Origin of the sequence: Bradyrhizobium sp. (assembly GCF_035309285.1) — a bacterium.
GTDB lineage: Bacteria > Pseudomonadota > Alphaproteobacteria > Rhizobiales > Xanthobacteraceae > Bradyrhizobium.
The window spans coordinates 23,147-41,037 of sequence record NZ_DATGFH010000128.1; the positions used below are offsets into that span (position 1 = coordinate 23,147).

Consider the following 17,891-nt stretch of genomic DNA (forward strand, 5'->3'; position numbering starts at 1 on the left):
GCGTGACCGAAATAGCCTGGAACCGATTGTCCGCCGCCGCGCTCCGCGCCCTTGCCGCCAGTGATGCCATTGTGTTGTTGCCGGTCGCCTCGACCGAACAACATGGACCGCATCTGGCAACGGGGGTGGACAGCTTTCTGTGCAGCGAAGTGTGCCTTCGCGCGGCGCGCAAGCTCGCTCCCGGGCAGCCGGTCGTGGTCGCGCCCACTGTCTGGTTCGGGCTGGCCGATCATCATGTGGCGTTTGGCGGCACATTCTCCATTGCCCTTGCAACCTACTACGCGGTGCTGCGGGATTTGTGTCGCTCGGTGTTGCAGGCGGGCTTTCGGCGCATCGTTCTGGTCAACGGACATGGCGGCAACATCCAGGCATTGGCCGCCTTCACGGGCGAATTGACGCGCGAACTCGGCGCCCCGATCGCTACGGCCACCTATTTCATGGAAGGCGTGGAGGAAGCCGCCCAAATTCTCGAGGATCAGAAAGGCGTGATGCATGCGTGCGAGGCCGAGACGTCCATGATGATGGCTGCGCATCCCGATCTCGTCGATCGAACCCATCTGAGCCAAGCGCACGGCCCGGTATTCGACATTGCGGGATCGCTGCAACCCTCACTCAAGCGGTTTCGCTCGTTTGCGGAGCTTACGGCGTCCGGCGTGGCCGGCGATGCGAGAAAGGCGTCGGCAGAAAAAGGGGAGGCCCTGCTCGAGGCGTACGCCGCAGCGCTGGCTCGGCGGCTACTCGCGGGCGAACCCTGGGGCGAGACTAAAGGGGCAAGTTAAGCGGCCGGAGCGGCTTACGCCGCGTTGAACACGGCAAAGCCGCGATCGAGATCGGCCTTCAGGTCGTCGAGGTTTTCAAGCCCGATGTGCAGCCGAAGCGTCGGCCCGCCCGGCGCCCATTTGGTCGCGGTGCGATACTCGCTGCAATCGAAGGGGATGGCGAGGCTTTCAAAGCCGCCCCAGGAGAAGCCCATCCCGAACAGCTTTAAGCTGTCCAGCATGGCATCGACGGCCTTTTGCGGCTTGGGCTGCAACACGATGCTGAACAGGCCAGAGGCGCCGGTGAAATCGCGTTTCCAGATCGCATGCCCCGGATCGCTTTCAAGTGCCGGGTGCAGCACGCGCAGCACCTCCGGACGCCGCGCCAGCCACCGGGCCATCTCGAGGCCCGAGCGGTAATGCTGCGCCAGCCGCACCGACAGCGTGCGCATGCCGCGCAGCGCGAGATAGACATCGTCGGGCCCGGCGCAAACGCCAAGCAGGCGGATGTTCTCGGCTATGATCGGCCAAGCCGTTGCGTTGGCCGAGATGGTGCCGAACATGATGTCGGAATGGCCGCCGATATATTTGGTGCCAGCCTGCATGCTGATGTCGACGCCGAGCTCGAGCGAGCGATGATACAGCGGCGTCGCCCAGGTATTGTCGTCGATGACCAGCGCGCCGCGCGCATGCGCGACGCCAGCAATGGCGGGAATGTCGGGCATCTCGAAGGATTGCGAGCCGGGCGCTTCGACCAGGACCGCGCGCGTGTTCGGCTTGAACAATGCTTCAATGCCTGAGCCGATCAAAGGATCGAAATAGGTGGTCTCGACGCCGTAGCGGGCGAGCATGCCGTTGCAGAAATTGCGGGTCGGACGGTAGGCGTTGTCGCAGACCAGGATGTGGTCGCCGGCCTTGGCCACCGCGAGCAGGGTGGTGGAGATTGCAGCTAAGCCAGAGGGCGCCAGGCCCACGCCTGCGCATTGTGGGCTTTCGAGGGTCATCAGCACGTCCTGCAGCGCGCGTGTGGTCGGGGTGCCGTGGCGGCCGTATTGGAACTCGCTGCGATGGGCGTGCAGATCCTCCGCCGTCGGATAAAGCACGGTCGACCCGTGGAAGACCGGCGGATTGACAAAGCCCTTCTGTGCCTTGGTGTCGCGGCCCGCCGTCACCAATCTGGTTTCGGCTTGTTGTGGGTTTTGTGCTCCCGGCCGTTGCGAGGAATTCATGCGCGCGCCGCTATCGACCAATTTTTGTTGCCGCTTGCCGTCCCCAAGTCGCGTCGCCGCTGCTTCGGGCCGGGACTGTTAATAACAGGACATGGAACAGGCGCGTCAACCCCTTGACCCCGGTCACCAGTCGTTCTGTGATGCCGAAAGGAGTTATCAGTCGCTGCACGTTGAGGGGCTTGCTGCGACCTTGCGATCCGCACTTGGCCGGTTAGCGCCACCTTTTTAGGTATGGCGCTTGCTTCGGTGGATCATTAAGGGGTGGGCCCGTCTTTCGTTGCCAGACAAACAGCGAACGTTCTCAAGACGGACAATGCCGCCGAACCGCCGACCTTTACAGCCGACCTCCAAGAACTCCTTGAAAGGCCTTGTTTATGAAATGCGTATCCCTCGCAGTCACGCTGGCTTTTGCCGCCTCTCTCGCGGCTCAACCTGCGGGCGCACAAACGCTGAAGGCGGTGAAGGACAGGGGCCAGCTCTCCTGCGGCGTGAGTAAGGGGTTGCAGGGCTTCTCCGCCCCGGACGACAACGGAAACTGGAGCGGTATCGATGTCGACGTCTGCCGCGCCATTGCGGCGGAGATCTTCGATGATCCGACCAAGGTCAAATTCGTGCCGCTCTCGGCCAAGGACCGCTTCGCTGCGTTGCAATCGGGCGCGATCGACGTGCTGTCGCGCAATACCACCTGGACGCTGTCGCGCGACGTCGGGCTCGGCGCCAGTTTCACCGGCGTGACGTATTACGACCAACAGGGCTTCATGGTGAAGAAATCGCTGAAGGTGAACTCCGCGCTCGAGCTCTCCAGCGCCACCGTCTGCGTGCAGACGGGCACCACGACGGAGCTTAACCTCGCCGACTATTTCAAGAGCAACAACATGAAGTATGAGGTGATCGCGTTCGACACCAACGATGAAGCTGTCAAGGCTTATGAGTTTGGACGCTGCGACGCCTTCACCGATGACGTGTCCGGGCTTTATGCCAACCGCCTGAAGCTCTCAAACCCGACCGAGCACGTCGTGCTTCCGGACGTGATTTCCAAGGAGCCGCTGGGTCCGATGGTACGCGATGGCGACAGCCAGTGGTTCGACATCGTGAAGTGGACGCTGTTTGCGATGCTGGACGCCGAAGAGTTGGGCGTCACCCAGAAGAACGTCGACGAGATGGCCAAATCCGACAAGCCCGAGCTGAAGCGCGCCTTCGGCGTCGACGGCAATTTCGGCGAACAGCTCGGCCTCACCAAGGACTGGTTCAGCCGCATCATCAAGGCGGTCGGCAATTATGGCGAATCCTTCGAGCGCAATGTCGGCGTCGGTTCCAAGCTGCAGATCGCGCGCGGGCTGAACAACCTCTGGAACAAGGGCGGCATCCAGTATGCACCGCCGATCCGCTGATCCCCCGCCTTACGCGGGTATTCGGCAATGAGCATCGAATCCCGGTTACCACCGCCGCAATTCGCGTTACGACCGAAGCGCGGGCTTGGCGGCCGGGCCGGGTCGGCGTTACTCTGCAGATCATTCCCTCACCGGGATGATCGATTTCGCGCTCTGCTTCGGCATGTCGCGTTATTGGCTTTTCGCCGAGAACAGGTTGAACGCGCACCGACGTAACTGATGGGGGACGACCATGGCGGAAGAGTCGATTGTCAGTATTGCCCACCTCAACAAATGGTACGGCGACTTTCACGTGCTGCGCGATATCGACCTTGCGGTGGGGCGGGGCGAGCGCATCGTGATCTGCGGCCCGTCCGGCTCGGGCAAGTCGACGCTGATCCGCTGCATCAATGCGCTGGAGGAATTCCAGGAGGGCGAGATCGTGGTCGACGGCATCGATCTCGGTCCGAACCTCCGCCGCGTCGACGAGGTCCGCCGTGAGGTCGGCATGGTGTTCCAGAGCTTCAACCTGTTTCCGCATCTGACGGTTCTGGAGAACTGCACGCTGGCGCCGATCTGGGTCCGCAACATCCCGCAGAAGGATGCGGAAGCGACGGCGATGAAATTTCTGGAGCGGGTCAAGATCCCGCATCAGGCCCACAAATATCCGGGCCAGATGTCGGGCGGTCAGCAGCAGCGCGTTGCCATCGCGCGTGCGCTCACCATGAGTCCGAAAGTGATGCTGTTCGACGAGCCGACCTCGGCGCTCGATCCGGAAATGGTCAAGGAGGTGCTCGACACCATGGTCGACCTTGCGAAGGAAGGCATGACCATGCTGGTCGTCACTCACGAAATGGGATTTGCCCGCGAGGTCGCCAATCGCGTCGTGTTCATGGATGCGGGCCAGATCATCGAATCCAACACGCCGAAGGAATTCTTCGCCAGCCCGCAGCACGCGCGGACAAAGCTGTTCTTGAGTCAGATATTGAGGTGATGCTCTTGTAGGATGGGCAAAGCGGAGCGTGCCCAGCGATTTTCTCACGGAAGTGATGGTGGGCACGGCGCGAAGCGCCTTTTGCCCACCCTACCGATCGCGATGACGAAGGTGCCTCACACCTTCACAAACGGCACGTCGATCTTGGGGCGTTTCTCCAGCCACTCCGGCACGGGCAGATTCTTCGAGCGCATGAAGTCCGGATTGAACAGCTTCGACTGATAGCGATTGCCGGAATCGGCGAGGATCGTGACGATGGTCTTGCCGGGGCCGAGTTGCTTCGCGAGCTTGATCGCACCCGCGACATTGATGCCGGTCGAGCCGCCGAGGCACAGGCCCTCGTGCTCGAGCAGCTCATAGATCACGGTCACCGCTTCCTCATCCGAGACGAGAAAGGCGTCGTCGACCTTCGCCGTCTCGATCACGGGTGTGACGCGCCCAAGCCCGATCCCTTCCGTGATCGAGTCGCCCGGCGTCGACTTGGCCTGGCCGTGCTTGAACAGCTCATACATGGCAAAACCGTGCGGATCGGCACAGGCAGTCACGACGCTCTTGCTCTTTTCCTTCAGGTAGCGGCTCGCGCCCGCGAGCGTGCCGCCAGTGCCCACTGAGCAGATGAAGCCGTCGATTTTCCCCTGGGTCTGTTGCCAGATCTCAGGCCCGGTCGAGTCGTAATGCGCCTTGGCGTTGTCGAGATTGTTCCACTGATCGGCGAACAGCACGCCGTTCGGCTCGGTCTTGCGGAGCTGGTCGGCAAGCCGCCGCCCGACGTGCTGGTAGTTGTTGGGATTGGCGAAAGGCAGCGCCGGCACCTCGATGAGCTCGGCGCCGCACAGCCGCAGCATGTCCTTCTTTTCCTGGCTCTGCGTCTGCGGGATCACGATCAGCGTGCGATAGCCACGCGCGCTGGCCACCACCGCAAGCCCGATGCCGGTGTTGCCGGCGGTCGCTTCGACCACGAGCCCACCGGGCTTGAGATCGCCGCGCTTTTCGGCCTCCAGGATCATCCATTTGCCGGCGCGGTCCTTGACGGACTGGCCGGGATTCATGAATTCGGCCTTGCCCAGAATGGTGCAACCGGTCGCCTCGGAGGCGCGTGTCAGCTTGATCAGGGGAGTGTTGCCGATGGCTTCGACAACGTCCTTGTTGAATTGCATGTCAGGGATCCGCCGGGGTTTCCTAGAACGCCTTGGGCGAACCTAGTCAACGATGGCGGGCAGCACAAGCCGACGAAAATGCTAAGTTTCACCGCGGCTTTGCAAAAATCACCTGACGCACGTCGATATTTTCGGAGAGGAATCCGGCCTCGCAGTAGGCGAGATAATACTCCCACAGCCTTCGGAAACGCTCGTCGAAGCCGAGCGGCCTGAGGTTTGGCCAGGCCGAGCGGAAGTTATTTCGCCAGGTCGCAAGCGTCTTGGCATAATCTTGCCCGAAGATGCGCTCGCGAATGATAGGCACACCGAACCGCTCGCCAAGCGTCTTCAGGATTTGCGGCGAGGGCAGCATGCCGCCGGGAAAGACGTAGCGCTGGATGAAGTCAACCTCGCGCCGGTAGTGCTGGAAACTGGAGTCGCGGATGGTGATGGCCTGAATGCCGGCGAGCCCGCCCGGCAGCAGCCGATCATGCAATTGCGAAAAATATTTTGGCCAGAACTGCTCGCCGACCGCCTCGATCATCTCGATCGAGGCGATGCGGTCGTAGCGCGCGCGCTCGTCGCGATAGTCCTGCAGCTTGATCTCGACCTTGTCGTTGAGGCCGGCCGCCTGAATGCGCTTTTGCGCGAAATCGCGCTGCTCCTTGCTGATGGTGAGGCCCACGACCCTGGCGCCAAAGGTCTTGGCGACATATTCGGCAAAGCCGCCCCAGCCGCAGCCGATCTCCAGCAGCGTTTGGCCTGGCTGCAGATCGATCGCTTCGGCAAGCCTGCGATATTTGTTCTGCTGCGCAGCGGTGAGGTCGGCCGTGTGCTCCTCATACAGCGCCGACGAGTAGGTCATGCTGGGATCGAGCCAGGCCGAGTAGAAGGCGTTGCCGATATCGTAATGGGCATAGATGTTGCGGCGCGCCTGGTGCTTGGTGTTGCGGTTGAACCAGTGCCGGACCTTCTGGAAGAAACGCACCAGGGGCTTGTCGGCGAGCATCTTCTGGATCAGGTCGTGATTGAGGCAGAACAGATAGAGGAATTGCGTGAGATCCGGTGTGTCCCAATCGCCCCTGAGATAGGCTTCGGCGATGCCGAGGTCGCCGCCTCTGATCAGCCGCCCGGCGAAGTCGTAACTATGCAGCACCATTTTCGCCGCCGGTCCCGGCTCGACGCCGCCGAAGCTGACCACGCGGCCGTCGAGCAGCGTTATGTCGAGCGTGCCGCGCTTCAGCTTTGCCGCAAAGCCGAGTGCGAGCCGCACGAGGCGCGGCAAGCCGGCCAGCACCGCTTCCACAGTCTCCGGGGTTACCGGGATCACGTCGCCCATGGCAGTCCATCAACCGCTGTGGCTCTGCGTCCGCCTTTCTTGCACGTGTCGTGAATGGCCGGGCCCATCGGCCATCACCGGACCAGAGCGCGCCCCCCGCGGTCGGTCAGCGCTCACGTTATATAAGCGGAGGTTTCGCCGCTCGCCAAGCCGGTATTGTCGGCCTTCGCATCTGCGGCACGCAAGCTACGGCAGCGCGACAAAGGCGCAAAGCAGCGTGGTCAGGATGGCTTTGTTGAAGCGGATAGCCACGGGGCGTATAGCCCGCTGATGTCCGACCGATCCGAACCCGCGAGCGCAGAGGCGATTGCGGATTGTCCGCATTGCCAGAAGCCGATGCCGCTCTGCATCTGCGACAGCGTCACGCCGATCGATAACCGCATCGCGCTTCTCATTCTGCAGCATCCGCAGGAGCAGGACAGGGCGCTCGGCACCGCCCGCCTCGCGGCGGGGCATTTCAAGCATGCTGTGATGAAGGTCGGCCTGTCCTGGCCGAGCCTGTCGAATGCGCTGGGACGACCGGTTGCCGATGCCTCGCGCTGGGCAGTGCTTTATCTGGGCTCGGCGAAGGTCGCGAACCTCGACACGGACCGCGACATCGTCGCGATCGACCGCAAGGGCGAGGTCGAGCTCGATCAACGCAATATCCTCGCTCGTATCGAAGGCATCGTGCTGCTCGACGGCACCTGGAGCCAGGCCAAGGCGCTGTGGTGGCGCAATCCGTGGATGCTGAAATGCCAGCGGGTCATCCTGGGGCCGAAGCGAGCATCGCGCTACCGCGAGCTCCGGCGCGAGCCGCGCCGCGACGGCCTCTCCACTATCGAGGCGGCCGGAATGCTGCTCGCGGGTCTCGAAAGGCGGCCCGACATCGCCGAAACCCTGAACGCCGCTTTTGAGCGCATGCTGGCGCGGTTTCGGCAGGTGCAGGGAACCAACCCAGAGCTCGCGCCATGGCCCAACCCCCGTCGTAAGCGCGATTTTCGGCGGCGCAAGAGGGGCTAAGTGTCTCGGTTGCCTATATGAGGGAGGCCGTATAAGAAGCGGCCCCATGGGGCCACGTGGCGGAGTGGTTACGCAGCGGTCTGCAAAACCGTTTACACCAGTTCAATTCTGGTCGTGGCCTCCATTCCGATCGCATCCGTTTCGGCCACATCCGCACCCCGTGCCATCGAGAGTCCGCGACTCTTGCGGGCTGGAGGGAGGTGCGGGCGTCAGCGTAAACCGCCAAGCTCAGCAGGCGGCGTGCCAGCCTTCCGGAAACGGGATCAGCGGCCAGGGCGAATCATTGTCGTTGGCGGCCTTTGGCGGCGTCCTGAAAACCGTGGCCATGATGAAGTCCTCTTCCCCCTGGGCAGGCGCAATCGCCGTCCGCACGACATCAAGCAACACATCGAACTCAACTTCGCTCATCAGCGCCCTCCCTCAGTTGGGGAGCGCAACGTCGCAAAACTGTTTTGGTGCCTAATTGCCCGGATCGTTCAAATTGTATCGATCGAGACTTTGCGGGCCGTTTGGTTAGCGAATCCCTACCGGTTACTGGCGCAGGACCCTAAGCGGTTCCGCACCGCCGCAAGTGTGAGAAAACTCACATTTGCTCAGCAATGTTTCGCGTATCTCCGGAACACCGCGCAGACTTTCAAAAACGCGCCTGGACCATTGAGGGGGACCGCTCCCATGAGCGTAAAGATCGTTGCATATTTCGCCTCGCATCGCGCTGCCTTGGCGCTCGGGATCGCTCTCACACTGATTTCGGCCGGTTCGGCCGCGGCCTATCAGGGCACCCCCGAACAGCGGCGGGCCTGCACACCTGATGTCTATCGACTCTGTGCGGGCGAAATCCCCAACGTGCGTGCCATCACGGCCTGCCTGCAGCGAAAAAAGGGCAATCTGAGCCCGGCCTGTCGCGCCGCGATGGATCAGAACGGCTATTGATCGTTCGATATCCACAGGCGTGGATGGGTGCGCAGCAAGTACTTCGCGCCAGGTCAGGTTTTGCGATTCCCCGGCTGTGGATACGCTGCGGAGAACCGTTGGACTGAGCCGGGCGCTGCCGACCATTTTTCATCGGCACGGGATTCGACGGGTGCGGCGCTCCCAACTACTGTGCGGGTCATGCGCACCGATCCCCTTCCATTCCATATTGCCGTCGAAGACGGGATTCTCGATGACCTTAAGGCGAGGCTGCGCAACACACGTTGGCCGGAAGCCGAGCTGGTCGATGACTGGAGTCAGGGTATTCCGCTGAAGTGGATTCGCGAGATCTGCCGCTACTGGGCCGAGGACTATGATTGGCGAAGCCGCGAAGCGCGCCTCAATCGCTTCGCGCAGTTCAGGGCCGAAGTCGACGCTCTTGGCGTGCACTTCGTCCACGTGCGCTCGCCGCACGCGGACGCAATGCCCTTGATCATCACCCACGGCTGGCCCGGCTCGATCGTCGAGTTCACCAAGGTGATCGAGCCGCTGACCGATCCGACAGCGCATGGCGGCAATGCCACCGACGCGTTTCATCTGGTCTGTCCCTCGTTGCCGGGCTTTGGCTTTTCCGACAAGCCAGAGATCACGGGGTGGGGCGTGGAGCGCATCGCTTCTTGCTGGGCGACGCTGATGGCAAAGCTCGGATACGAGCGATATGCAGCCCAGGGCGGCGACTGGGGCTCGGCGGTGACAACGGCACTCGGCGCGCAGGATCCTACCCATTGCCTCGGCATTCACGTCACGCTGGCAATGGGCTCTCGGCCGATTCCAGGCGAGCAACCGACACAAGAGGAAGCGCGCGCTCTCGCGGGGCTCAAGCATTATCGCGCATGGGACTCCGGCTATTCCAAGCAGCAATCGACGCGGCCGCAGACGCTCGGCTATGGCCTGACCGATTCGCCAGCGGGGCAGGCGGCCTGGATCCTGGAGAAGTTCTGGGCGTGGACCGATTGCGACGGCGATCCCCACAACATCCTGAGCCGCGACGAGCTGCTCGACAATGTCATGCTCTATTGGGTCACCGCGACCGCGGCGTCGTCGGCGCGCCTCTATTGGGAAAGTTTCGGCCGCGCGCGCCGGCACGGCAAGGTGACGGTGCCGACGGGCGTCGCGGTATTCCCGAAGGAGATCGTGCCGCCGGTGCGGCGCTGGATGGAGGACGCCTTTCCGAACATCCAGCACTGGAGCGAGATGCCGAAGGGCGGACATTTCGCGGCGTTCGAGCAGCCGGAGTTGTTCGTCGCGGAGGTGCGGAGCTTCTTCCGGAAACTGCGGGCATGATGGCCAGGCGCCGACGCATGATGCGGCTCCGGTCGATACAAGATCGTTGAGAAGTCCCGAATGGGCGTAGCTGGCTCCCCGGGCTGGATTCGAACCAGCGACCATCCGATTAACAGTCGGATGCTCTACCGCTGAGCTACCGAGGAATAGGCGACGCGATTGTTCGCGAGCGGGCAGCGTATAACAAAGCCGCTTTCGCTTGCATAGAAGAAATCACCGCTTGCCCGCCGATATCTCCTGAGACCGAAAGCCGTGGTTCGGCAGTGCCTTGTACGGCATTTCTAATCCCGAAGCTGGACTTTGGGGCGCCCCCCTGCATGCAAGCCCGGCAACGGCATGCGAGGCTCCGTTCCGGTGCTGAACCGCCCGGCTGCCCAAGGAGATTCGCCCCTGCCGCGCGATTTCCGAGTGATTCGACGCGGACATCCAGGCTGAAGACGCCAGCGCCTGCCTTCGATCAGGTAGATCCGGGTTTCGAGAGTAGATCCGGGTTTCCAGAGAAGGCTCCGCGCAGCGAGGCGCATGTTGCGTTTTGCCAAGCCTTGTACCAAACATGGCGCGCTTTCCACCCTTGTCCGCGGTCTGCCCGCTTCGTCACGTTAGGCCCAAAATGTCCGGTTTTTCGACCGCGCGTCAGAAGATGGTCGATGGTCAGGTACGCACCAGCGACGTCACCGATGCCAGGATCCTTGATGCGATGCTCGCGCTGCCGCGCGAGAATTTCGTGCCCGAAGACAAGCGCGCGCTGGCCTATCTCGATCTGGACCTCGATGTCGCCGAGAGCGGCTCGGCCCGGCGGTTCCTGGTCAAGCCGGCGTTGACGGCCAAGCTGCTGCAAGCGGCTGACCTGAAGGAAACCGACAGCGTGCTCGTGGTTGGGGCCGCGACCGGATATGCTGCGGCGCTGGCGGCGCGGCTGGCGGCAAAAGTGACGGCGACCGAGGGCGATTCGGCGCTGTGCGCGAAAGGCAGGGAGATTCTCGCCGGCCTTGGGCTCACGAATGTGACGTTCAAGACAGCCGAGGCGGCTGCGGGCGATCCCGCCGGCGCGCCCTACGACGTGATCCTCCTCAACGGCGCGACCGAGGTCATGCCCGACGCTCTGTGCCGTCAGCTCAAGCAGGATGGCCGGCTGCTCGGCGTCTTTGCGATCGCGCGGCCCTCGAGGGCCACAATCGTTACCCATACGCTGAGCGATTTCGGGCACCGCGTGCTGTTCGATGCCGCAGCACCCGTCCTGCCGGGCCTCGAGCGGGTTCCCGCCTTCGTGTTCTGACGGTAGCCGCCGGCCGGCACTTGACATCGGGGCTCCCGCCGGCCTTCGGTTCCCCCGGCTCAATACCGCAAAACCAACTGCGGCTTGACATTTTCGCGCCGCGCGAGCGCCTTCAGCTGTCAAAATTCCATTCTAGATCAAAAGTGTGGCCCGGAAGGCTCATTTGCAGAGTTTCAGCTTAATGTGGCCTGCAAATGGTTCCGTACGGGTTGCGCAGAGCTTATGGTGAAGCGGGAGCTGAGAAAGGTGGCCGCTGGCTCGCGCGCGCGTTGGCGGTAGAATGGATGGATTATCAGGGATGTATGGGGTGAAGGTTGCCACCGCAGCTTCGGCTGTGGTGCTTCTGTTGGCACAAATCGGCCCGGCGCCGGCACTCGCCGACACCATCGAGGCCGCGTTGGTGCGCGCTTATCAGAATAATCCGCAGCTCAATGCACAACGCGCCCAAGTCAGGTCGATCGACGAAAACGTTCCTCAGGCGCTTTCCGGCTATCGCCCCAAAGTCGCGGTGACGGCAAGTGCCGGCTATCAATACACCGACACGCTCACGACGGCGGGCGGCTCACCGACCCAGATCGTGCGCACAGAAACGCGCGGTGCGAACCCGCCGCGCGCCGTCGGCATGACGGTGACAGAGACCTTGTTCAATGGTCACCAAACCGCCAACAGGACGCGCGCTGCCGAAAGTCAGGTTTCCGGTGCGCGCGAAGGCCTTCGCGTCCTCGAACAATCGGTACTGTTGAGCGCTGCCACCATCTACATGGATTACCTGCGCGATTCCGCCATCGTCGAGGTCAACAAGAGCAACGTGCGCGTGCTGGAGCAGACGCTGAAGCAGACCCAGGACCGCTTCAACGTCGGCGAGGTGACGCGCACCGACGTCGCACAGTCCGAAGCGCAGCTTGCCGCCGGCAGGACGCAGGAACTGACCGCCGAATCCAACCTTACGACCACGCGCTCGAACTTCCGGCGCATCATCGGCAACGAGCCGCAAAATCTGGCACCGGGCTCTCCCGTCGACCGTTTCCTGCCGAACACGCTGCCCGCCGCCGTGGAACTCAGCCTCGTTGAAAATCCGAACGTCACCGCCGCGATGTACGGCATCGACGTCAACTTTTTGCAGGTCAAGATCAACGAAGGCGCGCTGTTGCCGACCGTCAGCCTGCAGGCCTCGGTTCAGCAGTCCTACGAGCAGACCATGATCAACCCGCGCTCGTTCGGCGCATCCGCTATTGTCCAGGCATCGGTGCCGATTTATCAGGGCGGCGCCGAATTTTCGCTGATCCGCCAGTCCAAGGAAAACCTGGCGCAGCAGCGCCTCAACCTGGAAACGACGCGTGACCAGACCCGCGCCAACACCGTCACCGCCTGGGGTCAGCTTGAGGCCGGCAAGGCACAGGTGCGCTCGGCGCAGGCTCAGGTCACGGCGTCCGAAGTCGCGCTCAACGGCGTGCGCGAAGAAGCGAAGGCCGGACAGCGCACCACGCTCGACGTGCTGAACGCCCAGCAGGCGCTGGTCAACGCGCGCGTAGCGCTGGTCACCGCCCAGCACGATCGCGTCGTCGCCTCCTATTCAGTGTTGAACTCGGTCGGTCGCCTGTCGCCGCAGGTGCTCAACCTGCCGACCACGACCTATGATCCGAGCGTGCATTATCAGCAGGTTCGCGATAGCTGGTTCGGCCTTCGTACGCCCGACGGTCGCTGACCGACAAGCTCTCTCCTGCAGAACGCGAAAGCGGGCGCATCGGCGCCCGTGGCTGCTTTGCGCATGCCGGTGGGTTCTTGCGAATCGCACACCCTCCACAGGCCGTTGCTTGCAATCGTTAATTGCGATGACATAGCCTTTAGAAAGGCAGCCAAGCGATTCGTGGCACGCATGCGGCATCATGGCCGCATGACCGCGACGCTTCGATGCCCCGAGCAGGGCGGAGCCGCGCGATGATTCGCGCCGCGTGATCTGGGGACAAGTCTGGCTTGCGGCGGAAATTGCGCAAGTCCGTGCAACCGGAACCGGCGATTCGCGTCGTGCTTGGTGTAAGACAACGCATGCGAGGGCGTTGATGATTTGGAGTCGGAGATGACGCAGCCCGCAAAGGTCCAAGAACCCTCGATGGAGGAGATTCTGGCGTCGATCCGGCGCATCATCGCCGACGACGAGGCAAAACCACCGGGCGAGAAGCAGGCACCGCCCGCAGCCGTGGCGCCTGCGCCTCCACCGCCAAAGGCGGAGAAGCCCGCCGCGGCTCCACCGCCGCCCAAGCCTGCGTTGGCCGACATTCCGCCGTCGAAGATTCCGGCCGCGGTTGCGGCTGCGGAGAAGAAGGCGGTGGCGTCCGTGCCGCCGCCGCCAGCACCTTCACCACCGCCGCCACCCGCTCCTGGAGCGACCAACAGCCAGGACGACATCGATGCACTTCTGAATGGGCTCGATGAAGCGACCACCGCGGACGAAATTCGCCCAGCGCAGCCCGACGGCGAAGTGTTCGAATTGACCGATGAGATGGCTGTGCCGAGCGTCGCGCCGCCAGCGCAGCCCTCGTTCCATAAGGTCGAGCCCCAGGACGATCTCGAATTTGCCGAGTCGGCCGCTTCGCGCGCCGTCAATCGGCCGCCGGCCTATGAGCCGCCGACCTTCGATCCCCAGCCGCAAGCGCCTCCGTCGGGGCCCATCCTTTCGCAAAGCACCGTTTCAGCGGTGGAATCGGCGTTCAACACGCTGGCGCATACCGTGCTCAGCAACAACGCGCGGACGCTGGAGGACCTGGTCAAGGAAATGCTGCGGCCGATGCTGAAATCCTGGCTTGACGACAATCTGCCGGGACTGGTCGAGCGCATCGTGAAGGCCGAAATCGAGCGCGTCTCGCGCGGCCGCTAGAAGTCGGCTCGCCGGGACACCATATCAGCCCCGAATAAGCCATTTCGGATCGATTTAATGGCATTTTTGGCGTGCCAGTCATGTTGACTTGGGCCGCGTCGGCGGCTTTCTAAGCCCCGTCGTTTTGTCCGAATGCAAGCCATGATCGAGAAGAACTATCAGCCCGCCGATATTGAAGGCCGCATGTCCGTGGTTTGGGAGGATGCCCGCGCCTTCAAGGCCGGCCGCCCCGACCGGCGCGACGAAAAGCCCTTCACCATCGTGATTCCGCCCCCGAATGTGACGGGCTCGCTGCACATGGGGCACGCACTCAACAACACCCTGCAGGACATCCTCTGCCGCTTCGAGCGGATGCGCGGCCGCGACGTGCTCTGGCAGCCCGGAACCGACCACGCCGGCATCGCGACCCAAATGGTGGTCGAGCGGCAATTGATGGAACGCCAACAGCCCGGGCGGCGCGACATGGGCCGCGAAAAGTTCCTTGAACGCGTCTGGCAATGGAAGGAAGAGAGCGGCGGCACGATCATCAACCAGTTGAAGCGTCTCGGCGCCTCTTGCGACTGGTCGCGCGAACGCTTCACCATGGATGAAGGCCTGTCCCGGGCGGTGGTGAAAGTGTTCGTGCAGCTCTATCGCGAAGGGTTGATCTATAAGGACAAGCGGCTGGTCAACTGGGACCCGAAGCTCTTGACCGCCATCTCCGATCTTGAGGTGCAGCAGGTCGAGATCAAGGGCAGCCTCTGGTATCTGCGCTATCCGATCGAGGGCAGGACCTTCAGCCCGGACGATCCCGCAAGCTTTATCGTGGTCGCCACCACGCGTCCCGAAACGATGCTCGGCGATACCGGCGTTGCCGTGAATCCCGACGACGAGCGCTACAAGCACCTGATCGGCAGGCACGTGATCCTGCCGCTGGTCGGCCGCAAGATTCCGATCGTCGGCGACGATTACTCCGATCCGGAGAAGGGCTCGGGCGCGGTGAAGGTGACGCCGGCCCACGATTTCAACGACTTCGAGGTCGGCAAGCGCCACAACCTGCCGCAGATCAACGTGTTCGACCAGGAAGGCTGCATGGCGCTGGTCGGCAACGAGGATTATATGCGCGGCCTTCCCGAAGGCTCAGGCTCGGAGGAGTTCGCCCAGGAACTGCACAACGTCGATCGCTTCGCCGCGCGGAAGCTGATCGTGTCGCGTCTGGAAGACTTCGGCTTCCTCGAGAAGATCGAGCCGAATGCGCATATGGTCCCGCATGGCGATCGTTCCGGCGTCGTGATCGAGCCATACCTGACCGACCAATGGTATGTCGACGCCAAGACGCTGGCCGAGCCCGCGATCGCGGCCGTGCGGTCCGGCCGCACCCGGTTCGTACCGGAGAATTGGTCGAGGACCTATTTCGAGTGGATGGAGAACATCCAGCCCTGGTGCATCTCGCGTCAGCTCTGGTGGGGCCATCAGATCCCGGCCTGGTACGGGCCCGACGGCAAGGTGTTCGTCGCCGAGACCGAGGAAGAGGCGGTGAGCAACGCGCTCGGTTATTATGTCGAGCGGGAGGTCATCACTGCCGAGCAGGGCCGCGAGATGGCGCTGGACCGCGAGAAGCGCGCCGGTTTCGTCACCCGCGACGAGGACGTGCTCGATACCTGGTTCTCATCCGCGCTGTGGCCGTTCTCGACGCTGGGCTGGCCCGCCGACACCCCGGAGGTGAAGCGCTACTACCCGACCGACGTGCTGGTCACCGGCTTCGACATCATCTTCTTCTGGGTGGCGCGGATGATGATGATGGGCCTTCATTTCATGAAGGAGGCGCCGTTCTCGACCGTCTACATCCACCGTCTCGTTCGCGACGAGAAGGGTGCGAAGATGTCGAAGTCGAAAGGCAACGTCATCGATCCCCTCGGGGTCATCGACGAATATGGTGCCGATGCCTTGCGCTTTGCGCTGGCGCGCGGCGCGGCGCAGGGCCATGACATCAAGCTGTCGTCGCAGCTTGTCGAGACCAACCGCAACTTTGCGACCAAGCTCTGGAACGCCTGCCGCTTCGCGGAGATGAACGACTGCGTGGTGCCGGAGGGATTTGATCCGACCAAGGCGAGCGACACGCTGAACCGCTGGATCGCGCATGAGACCGTGCGCGCCACGCGTGAGGTGACCGAGGCGATTGAGGCCTATCGCTTCAACGATGCGGCGAACGCGATCTACCGCTTCGTCTGGAACGTCTACTGCGACTGGTATCTGGAGCTCGCGAAACCCATGCTGCTCGGCGCGGAGGGGGCCGCGAAGTCCGAGACCCGCGCCATGGTCGCCTGGGCGCGCGACGAGATCCTCAAGCTCCTGCATCCCTTTATGCCCTTCATCACCGAGGAACTGTGGGAGGTGACCGGCCGCCGCGAGACATTGCTCGCGCTGTCTGCCTGGTCGCGCAAGGCCGAGGCGCTGACGGCCGAGGAAGTGGCGCTGATGTCCGCGGCGAGTCCGACCGAGCCCGGAATCCCGCCGGCGATGCTCACGGTCGAAACCGTCGACTTCACAGACACGGCGGCTGAGGCCGAGATCGGCTGGGTGGTCGATCTCGTTACCTCGATCCGCTCAGTGCGCGCGGAGATGAACATCGCGCCGGCGACGCTGACCTCGCTGGTGCTGGCCGACGCCTCTGCCGAGACGCGGGCACGGCTGCCGCGCTGGAACGATGTCATCAAGCGGATGGCGCGGCTCGCCGACATTTCCTTCGCAGATCGTGCGCCGGAGGGCGCGGTGCAGCTTCTGGTACGTGGTGAGGTCGCGGCGCTGCCGCTCAAGCGCGTGATCGATCTTCAGGCCGAGAAGGTCCGCCTCGACAAGGAGATCGCCAAGGCCGACGCCGACATCAAGCGCGTCGACGCGAAGCTCGGCAACGAGAAATTCGTGGCCAACGCTCCCGAAGAGATCGTCGAGGAGGAGAAGGAAAAGCGCGAGGCCGCGCTGGCGCGCAAGGCCAAGATCATCGAGGCGCTGCAGCGCCTCCATGACGTCGATGCCTGATCAGTCAGCCGGAAACGGTTTGCTCAGGTAGCGCGATCCCTTCAGACCGTAGCGCCAGGGCAGATCGATCGCCTTGGTGATGCCAATGCGGACACCTGACGCGACGATGACGTCGTCCTTGCGCGCGTAGAGCGCGATCGGCGGCGCATCGAGGGCGAGGCCGTTATACGCGTGCGTGATGCCGAGCGCTTCCGTCAATTTGCCCGGACCTGAGCAGAGCGCGCGCTCATCGTCGAGACCGCGGCGGCGGCGCATGGCCGCTAACCCATACGTCGGCTCAAGCGCGCGGATCAGGACCGCGCTCGCGGAGCCTTCCTTTTCGCAGACGAAATTCACACACCAATGGATGCCGTAGGAGCGGTAGACATAGGCAAAACCCGGCGGGCCAAACATCACTTTGTTGCGCGGCGTAGGCCCACGATAGGAATGCGCGGCTGGATCCGTGTGGTGATAGGCCTCGACCTCGACGATGATGCCGCCGACACCATTGACGAGCAGCGTCGCACCGATCAGGTCGGGTGCGACCTCATGCACGCTGCGTCCGAAAAAGGCGCGTTTCAGCGGCTTGCCGAGGGCAGGGGCTGTGGCGGCCCGTCTTGTGGCTGGAGGCATCTTCAAGCGGCGGGAATCGGGGACGAAAC

Annotated in this window: 15 protein-coding genes and 2 tRNA genes; 11 read left to right on the forward strand and 6 right to left on the reverse strand. The window is 63.0% G+C overall.

Going from position 1 to position 17,891, the window contains the following annotated elements:
* The first annotated feature begins 2 nt into the window (after positions 1-2).
* Positions 3-779, forward strand: coding sequence for a creatininase family protein (locus tag VKR55_RS23865; protein WP_324407177.1), 777 nt, complete (start codon positions 3-5; stop codon positions 777-779).
* Between the two features lie 14 nt (positions 780-793).
* Here VKR55_RS23865 and metC read toward each other — a convergent pair whose 3' ends face one another.
* Complete coding sequence (gene metC, locus VKR55_RS23870; RefSeq protein WP_324407178.1) at positions 794-1,987, reverse strand: cystathionine beta-lyase; 1,194 nt, start codon at positions 1,985-1,987, stop codon at positions 794-796.
* 374 nt (positions 1,988-2,361) lie between these two features.
* On the opposite strand from metC, the gene VKR55_RS23875 reads away from it, so the two are divergent.
* On the forward strand, positions 2,362-3,378 hold the full coding sequence (locus VKR55_RS23875; RefSeq protein WP_324407179.1) for an amino acid ABC transporter substrate-binding protein: 1,017 nt from the start codon (positions 2,362-2,364) through the stop codon (positions 3,376-3,378).
* Positions 3,379-3,610: 232 nt separating this feature from the next.
* Positions 3,611-4,351, forward strand: coding sequence for an amino acid ABC transporter ATP-binding protein (locus VKR55_RS23880; protein WP_324407181.1), 741 nt, complete (start codon positions 3,611-3,613; stop codon positions 4,349-4,351).
* Positions 4,352-4,467: 116 nt separating this feature from the next.
* On the opposite strand, the gene VKR55_RS23885 is transcribed toward VKR55_RS23880, so the two are convergent.
* Together VKR55_RS23885 and VKR55_RS23890 are read right to left on the reverse strand one after the other, a co-directional pair.
* Entirely contained in the window at positions 4,468-5,508 is a 1,041-nt protein-coding gene (locus tag VKR55_RS23885) for a cysteine synthase A (RefSeq protein WP_324407183.1), read from the reverse strand.
* Positions 5,509-5,596: 88 nt separating this feature from the next.
* Positions 5,597-6,826 (reverse strand): cyclopropane-fatty-acyl-phospholipid synthase family protein, encoded by a 1,230-nt coding sequence (locus tag VKR55_RS23890; RefSeq protein ID WP_324407184.1) that lies wholly within the window; start codon positions 6,824-6,826, stop codon positions 5,597-5,599.
* A 270-nt stretch (positions 6,827-7,096) separates the two neighbouring features.
* On the opposite strand from VKR55_RS23890, the gene VKR55_RS23895 reads away from it, so the two are divergent.
* Positions 7,097-7,828: a tRNA-uridine aminocarboxypropyltransferase gene (locus tag VKR55_RS23895; protein WP_324407185.1), complete on the forward strand. Its 732-nt coding sequence runs from the start codon at positions 7,097-7,099 to the stop codon at positions 7,826-7,828.
* Positions 7,829-7,878: 50 nt separating this feature from the next.
* Positions 7,879-7,952 (forward strand) — tRNA-Cys (locus VKR55_RS23900).
* A gap of 104 nt (positions 7,953-8,056) precedes the next feature.
* Here the strand turns inward: VKR55_RS23900 and VKR55_RS23905 are convergent.
* Positions 8,057-8,236 (reverse strand): hypothetical protein, encoded by a 180-nt coding sequence (locus VKR55_RS23905; protein ID WP_324407187.1) that lies wholly within the window; start codon positions 8,234-8,236, stop codon positions 8,057-8,059.
* 264 nt (positions 8,237-8,500) lie between these two features.
* Here VKR55_RS23905 and VKR55_RS23910 point away from each other — a divergent pair, with 264 nt between their 5' ends.
* The gene (locus tag VKR55_RS23910; RefSeq protein WP_324407188.1) at positions 8,501-8,758 is read left to right on the forward strand and encodes a hypothetical protein; all 258 of its coding nucleotides are present in this window, start codon (positions 8,501-8,503) and stop codon (positions 8,756-8,758) included.
* 180 nt (positions 8,759-8,938) lie between these two features.
* Positions 8,939-10,081: an epoxide hydrolase family protein gene (locus tag VKR55_RS23915; RefSeq protein ID WP_324407189.1), complete on the forward strand. Its 1,143-nt coding sequence runs from the start codon at positions 8,939-8,941 to the stop codon at positions 10,079-10,081.
* A gap of 71 nt (positions 10,082-10,152) precedes the next feature.
* Here the strand turns inward: VKR55_RS23915 and VKR55_RS23920 are convergent.
* Positions 10,153-10,227 (reverse strand) — tRNA-Asn (locus VKR55_RS23920).
* 464 nt (positions 10,228-10,691) lie between these two features.
* Here VKR55_RS23920 and VKR55_RS23925 point away from each other — a divergent pair.
* The 4 genes from VKR55_RS23925 (at position 10,692) to VKR55_RS23940 (ending at position 17,250) form a co-directional block, all read left to right on the forward strand.
* Positions 10,692-11,357 (forward strand): protein-L-isoaspartate O-methyltransferase family protein, encoded by a 666-nt coding sequence (locus VKR55_RS23925; protein WP_324407190.1) that lies wholly within the window; start codon positions 10,692-10,694, stop codon positions 11,355-11,357.
* Between the two features lie 298 nt (positions 11,358-11,655).
* Positions 11,656-13,062 carry a TolC family outer membrane protein gene (locus tag VKR55_RS23930; RefSeq protein WP_324407191.1) on the forward strand — a complete coding sequence of 469 codons (1,407 nt, stop codon included), beginning with the start codon at positions 11,656-11,658 and terminating at the stop codon, positions 13,060-13,062.
* 372 nt (positions 13,063-13,434) lie between these two features.
* Positions 13,435-14,232, forward strand: a complete 798-nt coding sequence (locus tag VKR55_RS23935; protein ID WP_324407193.1) for a PopZ family protein — start codon at positions 13,435-13,437, stop codon at positions 14,230-14,232.
* A gap of 141 nt (positions 14,233-14,373) precedes the next feature.
* Positions 14,374-17,250 carry a valine--tRNA ligase gene (locus VKR55_RS23940; RefSeq protein ID WP_324407194.1) on the forward strand — a complete coding sequence of 959 codons (2,877 nt, stop codon included), beginning with the start codon at positions 14,374-14,376 and terminating at the stop codon, positions 17,248-17,250.
* Here the strand turns inward: VKR55_RS23940 and VKR55_RS23945 are convergent, their stop codons facing one another.
* Positions 17,251-17,862, reverse strand: a complete 612-nt coding sequence (locus VKR55_RS23945; RefSeq protein ID WP_324407285.1) for a DNA-3-methyladenine glycosylase — start codon at positions 17,860-17,862, stop codon at positions 17,251-17,253. It abuts the gene before it with no gap.
* Between the last annotated feature and the right edge of the window lie 29 nt (positions 17,863-17,891).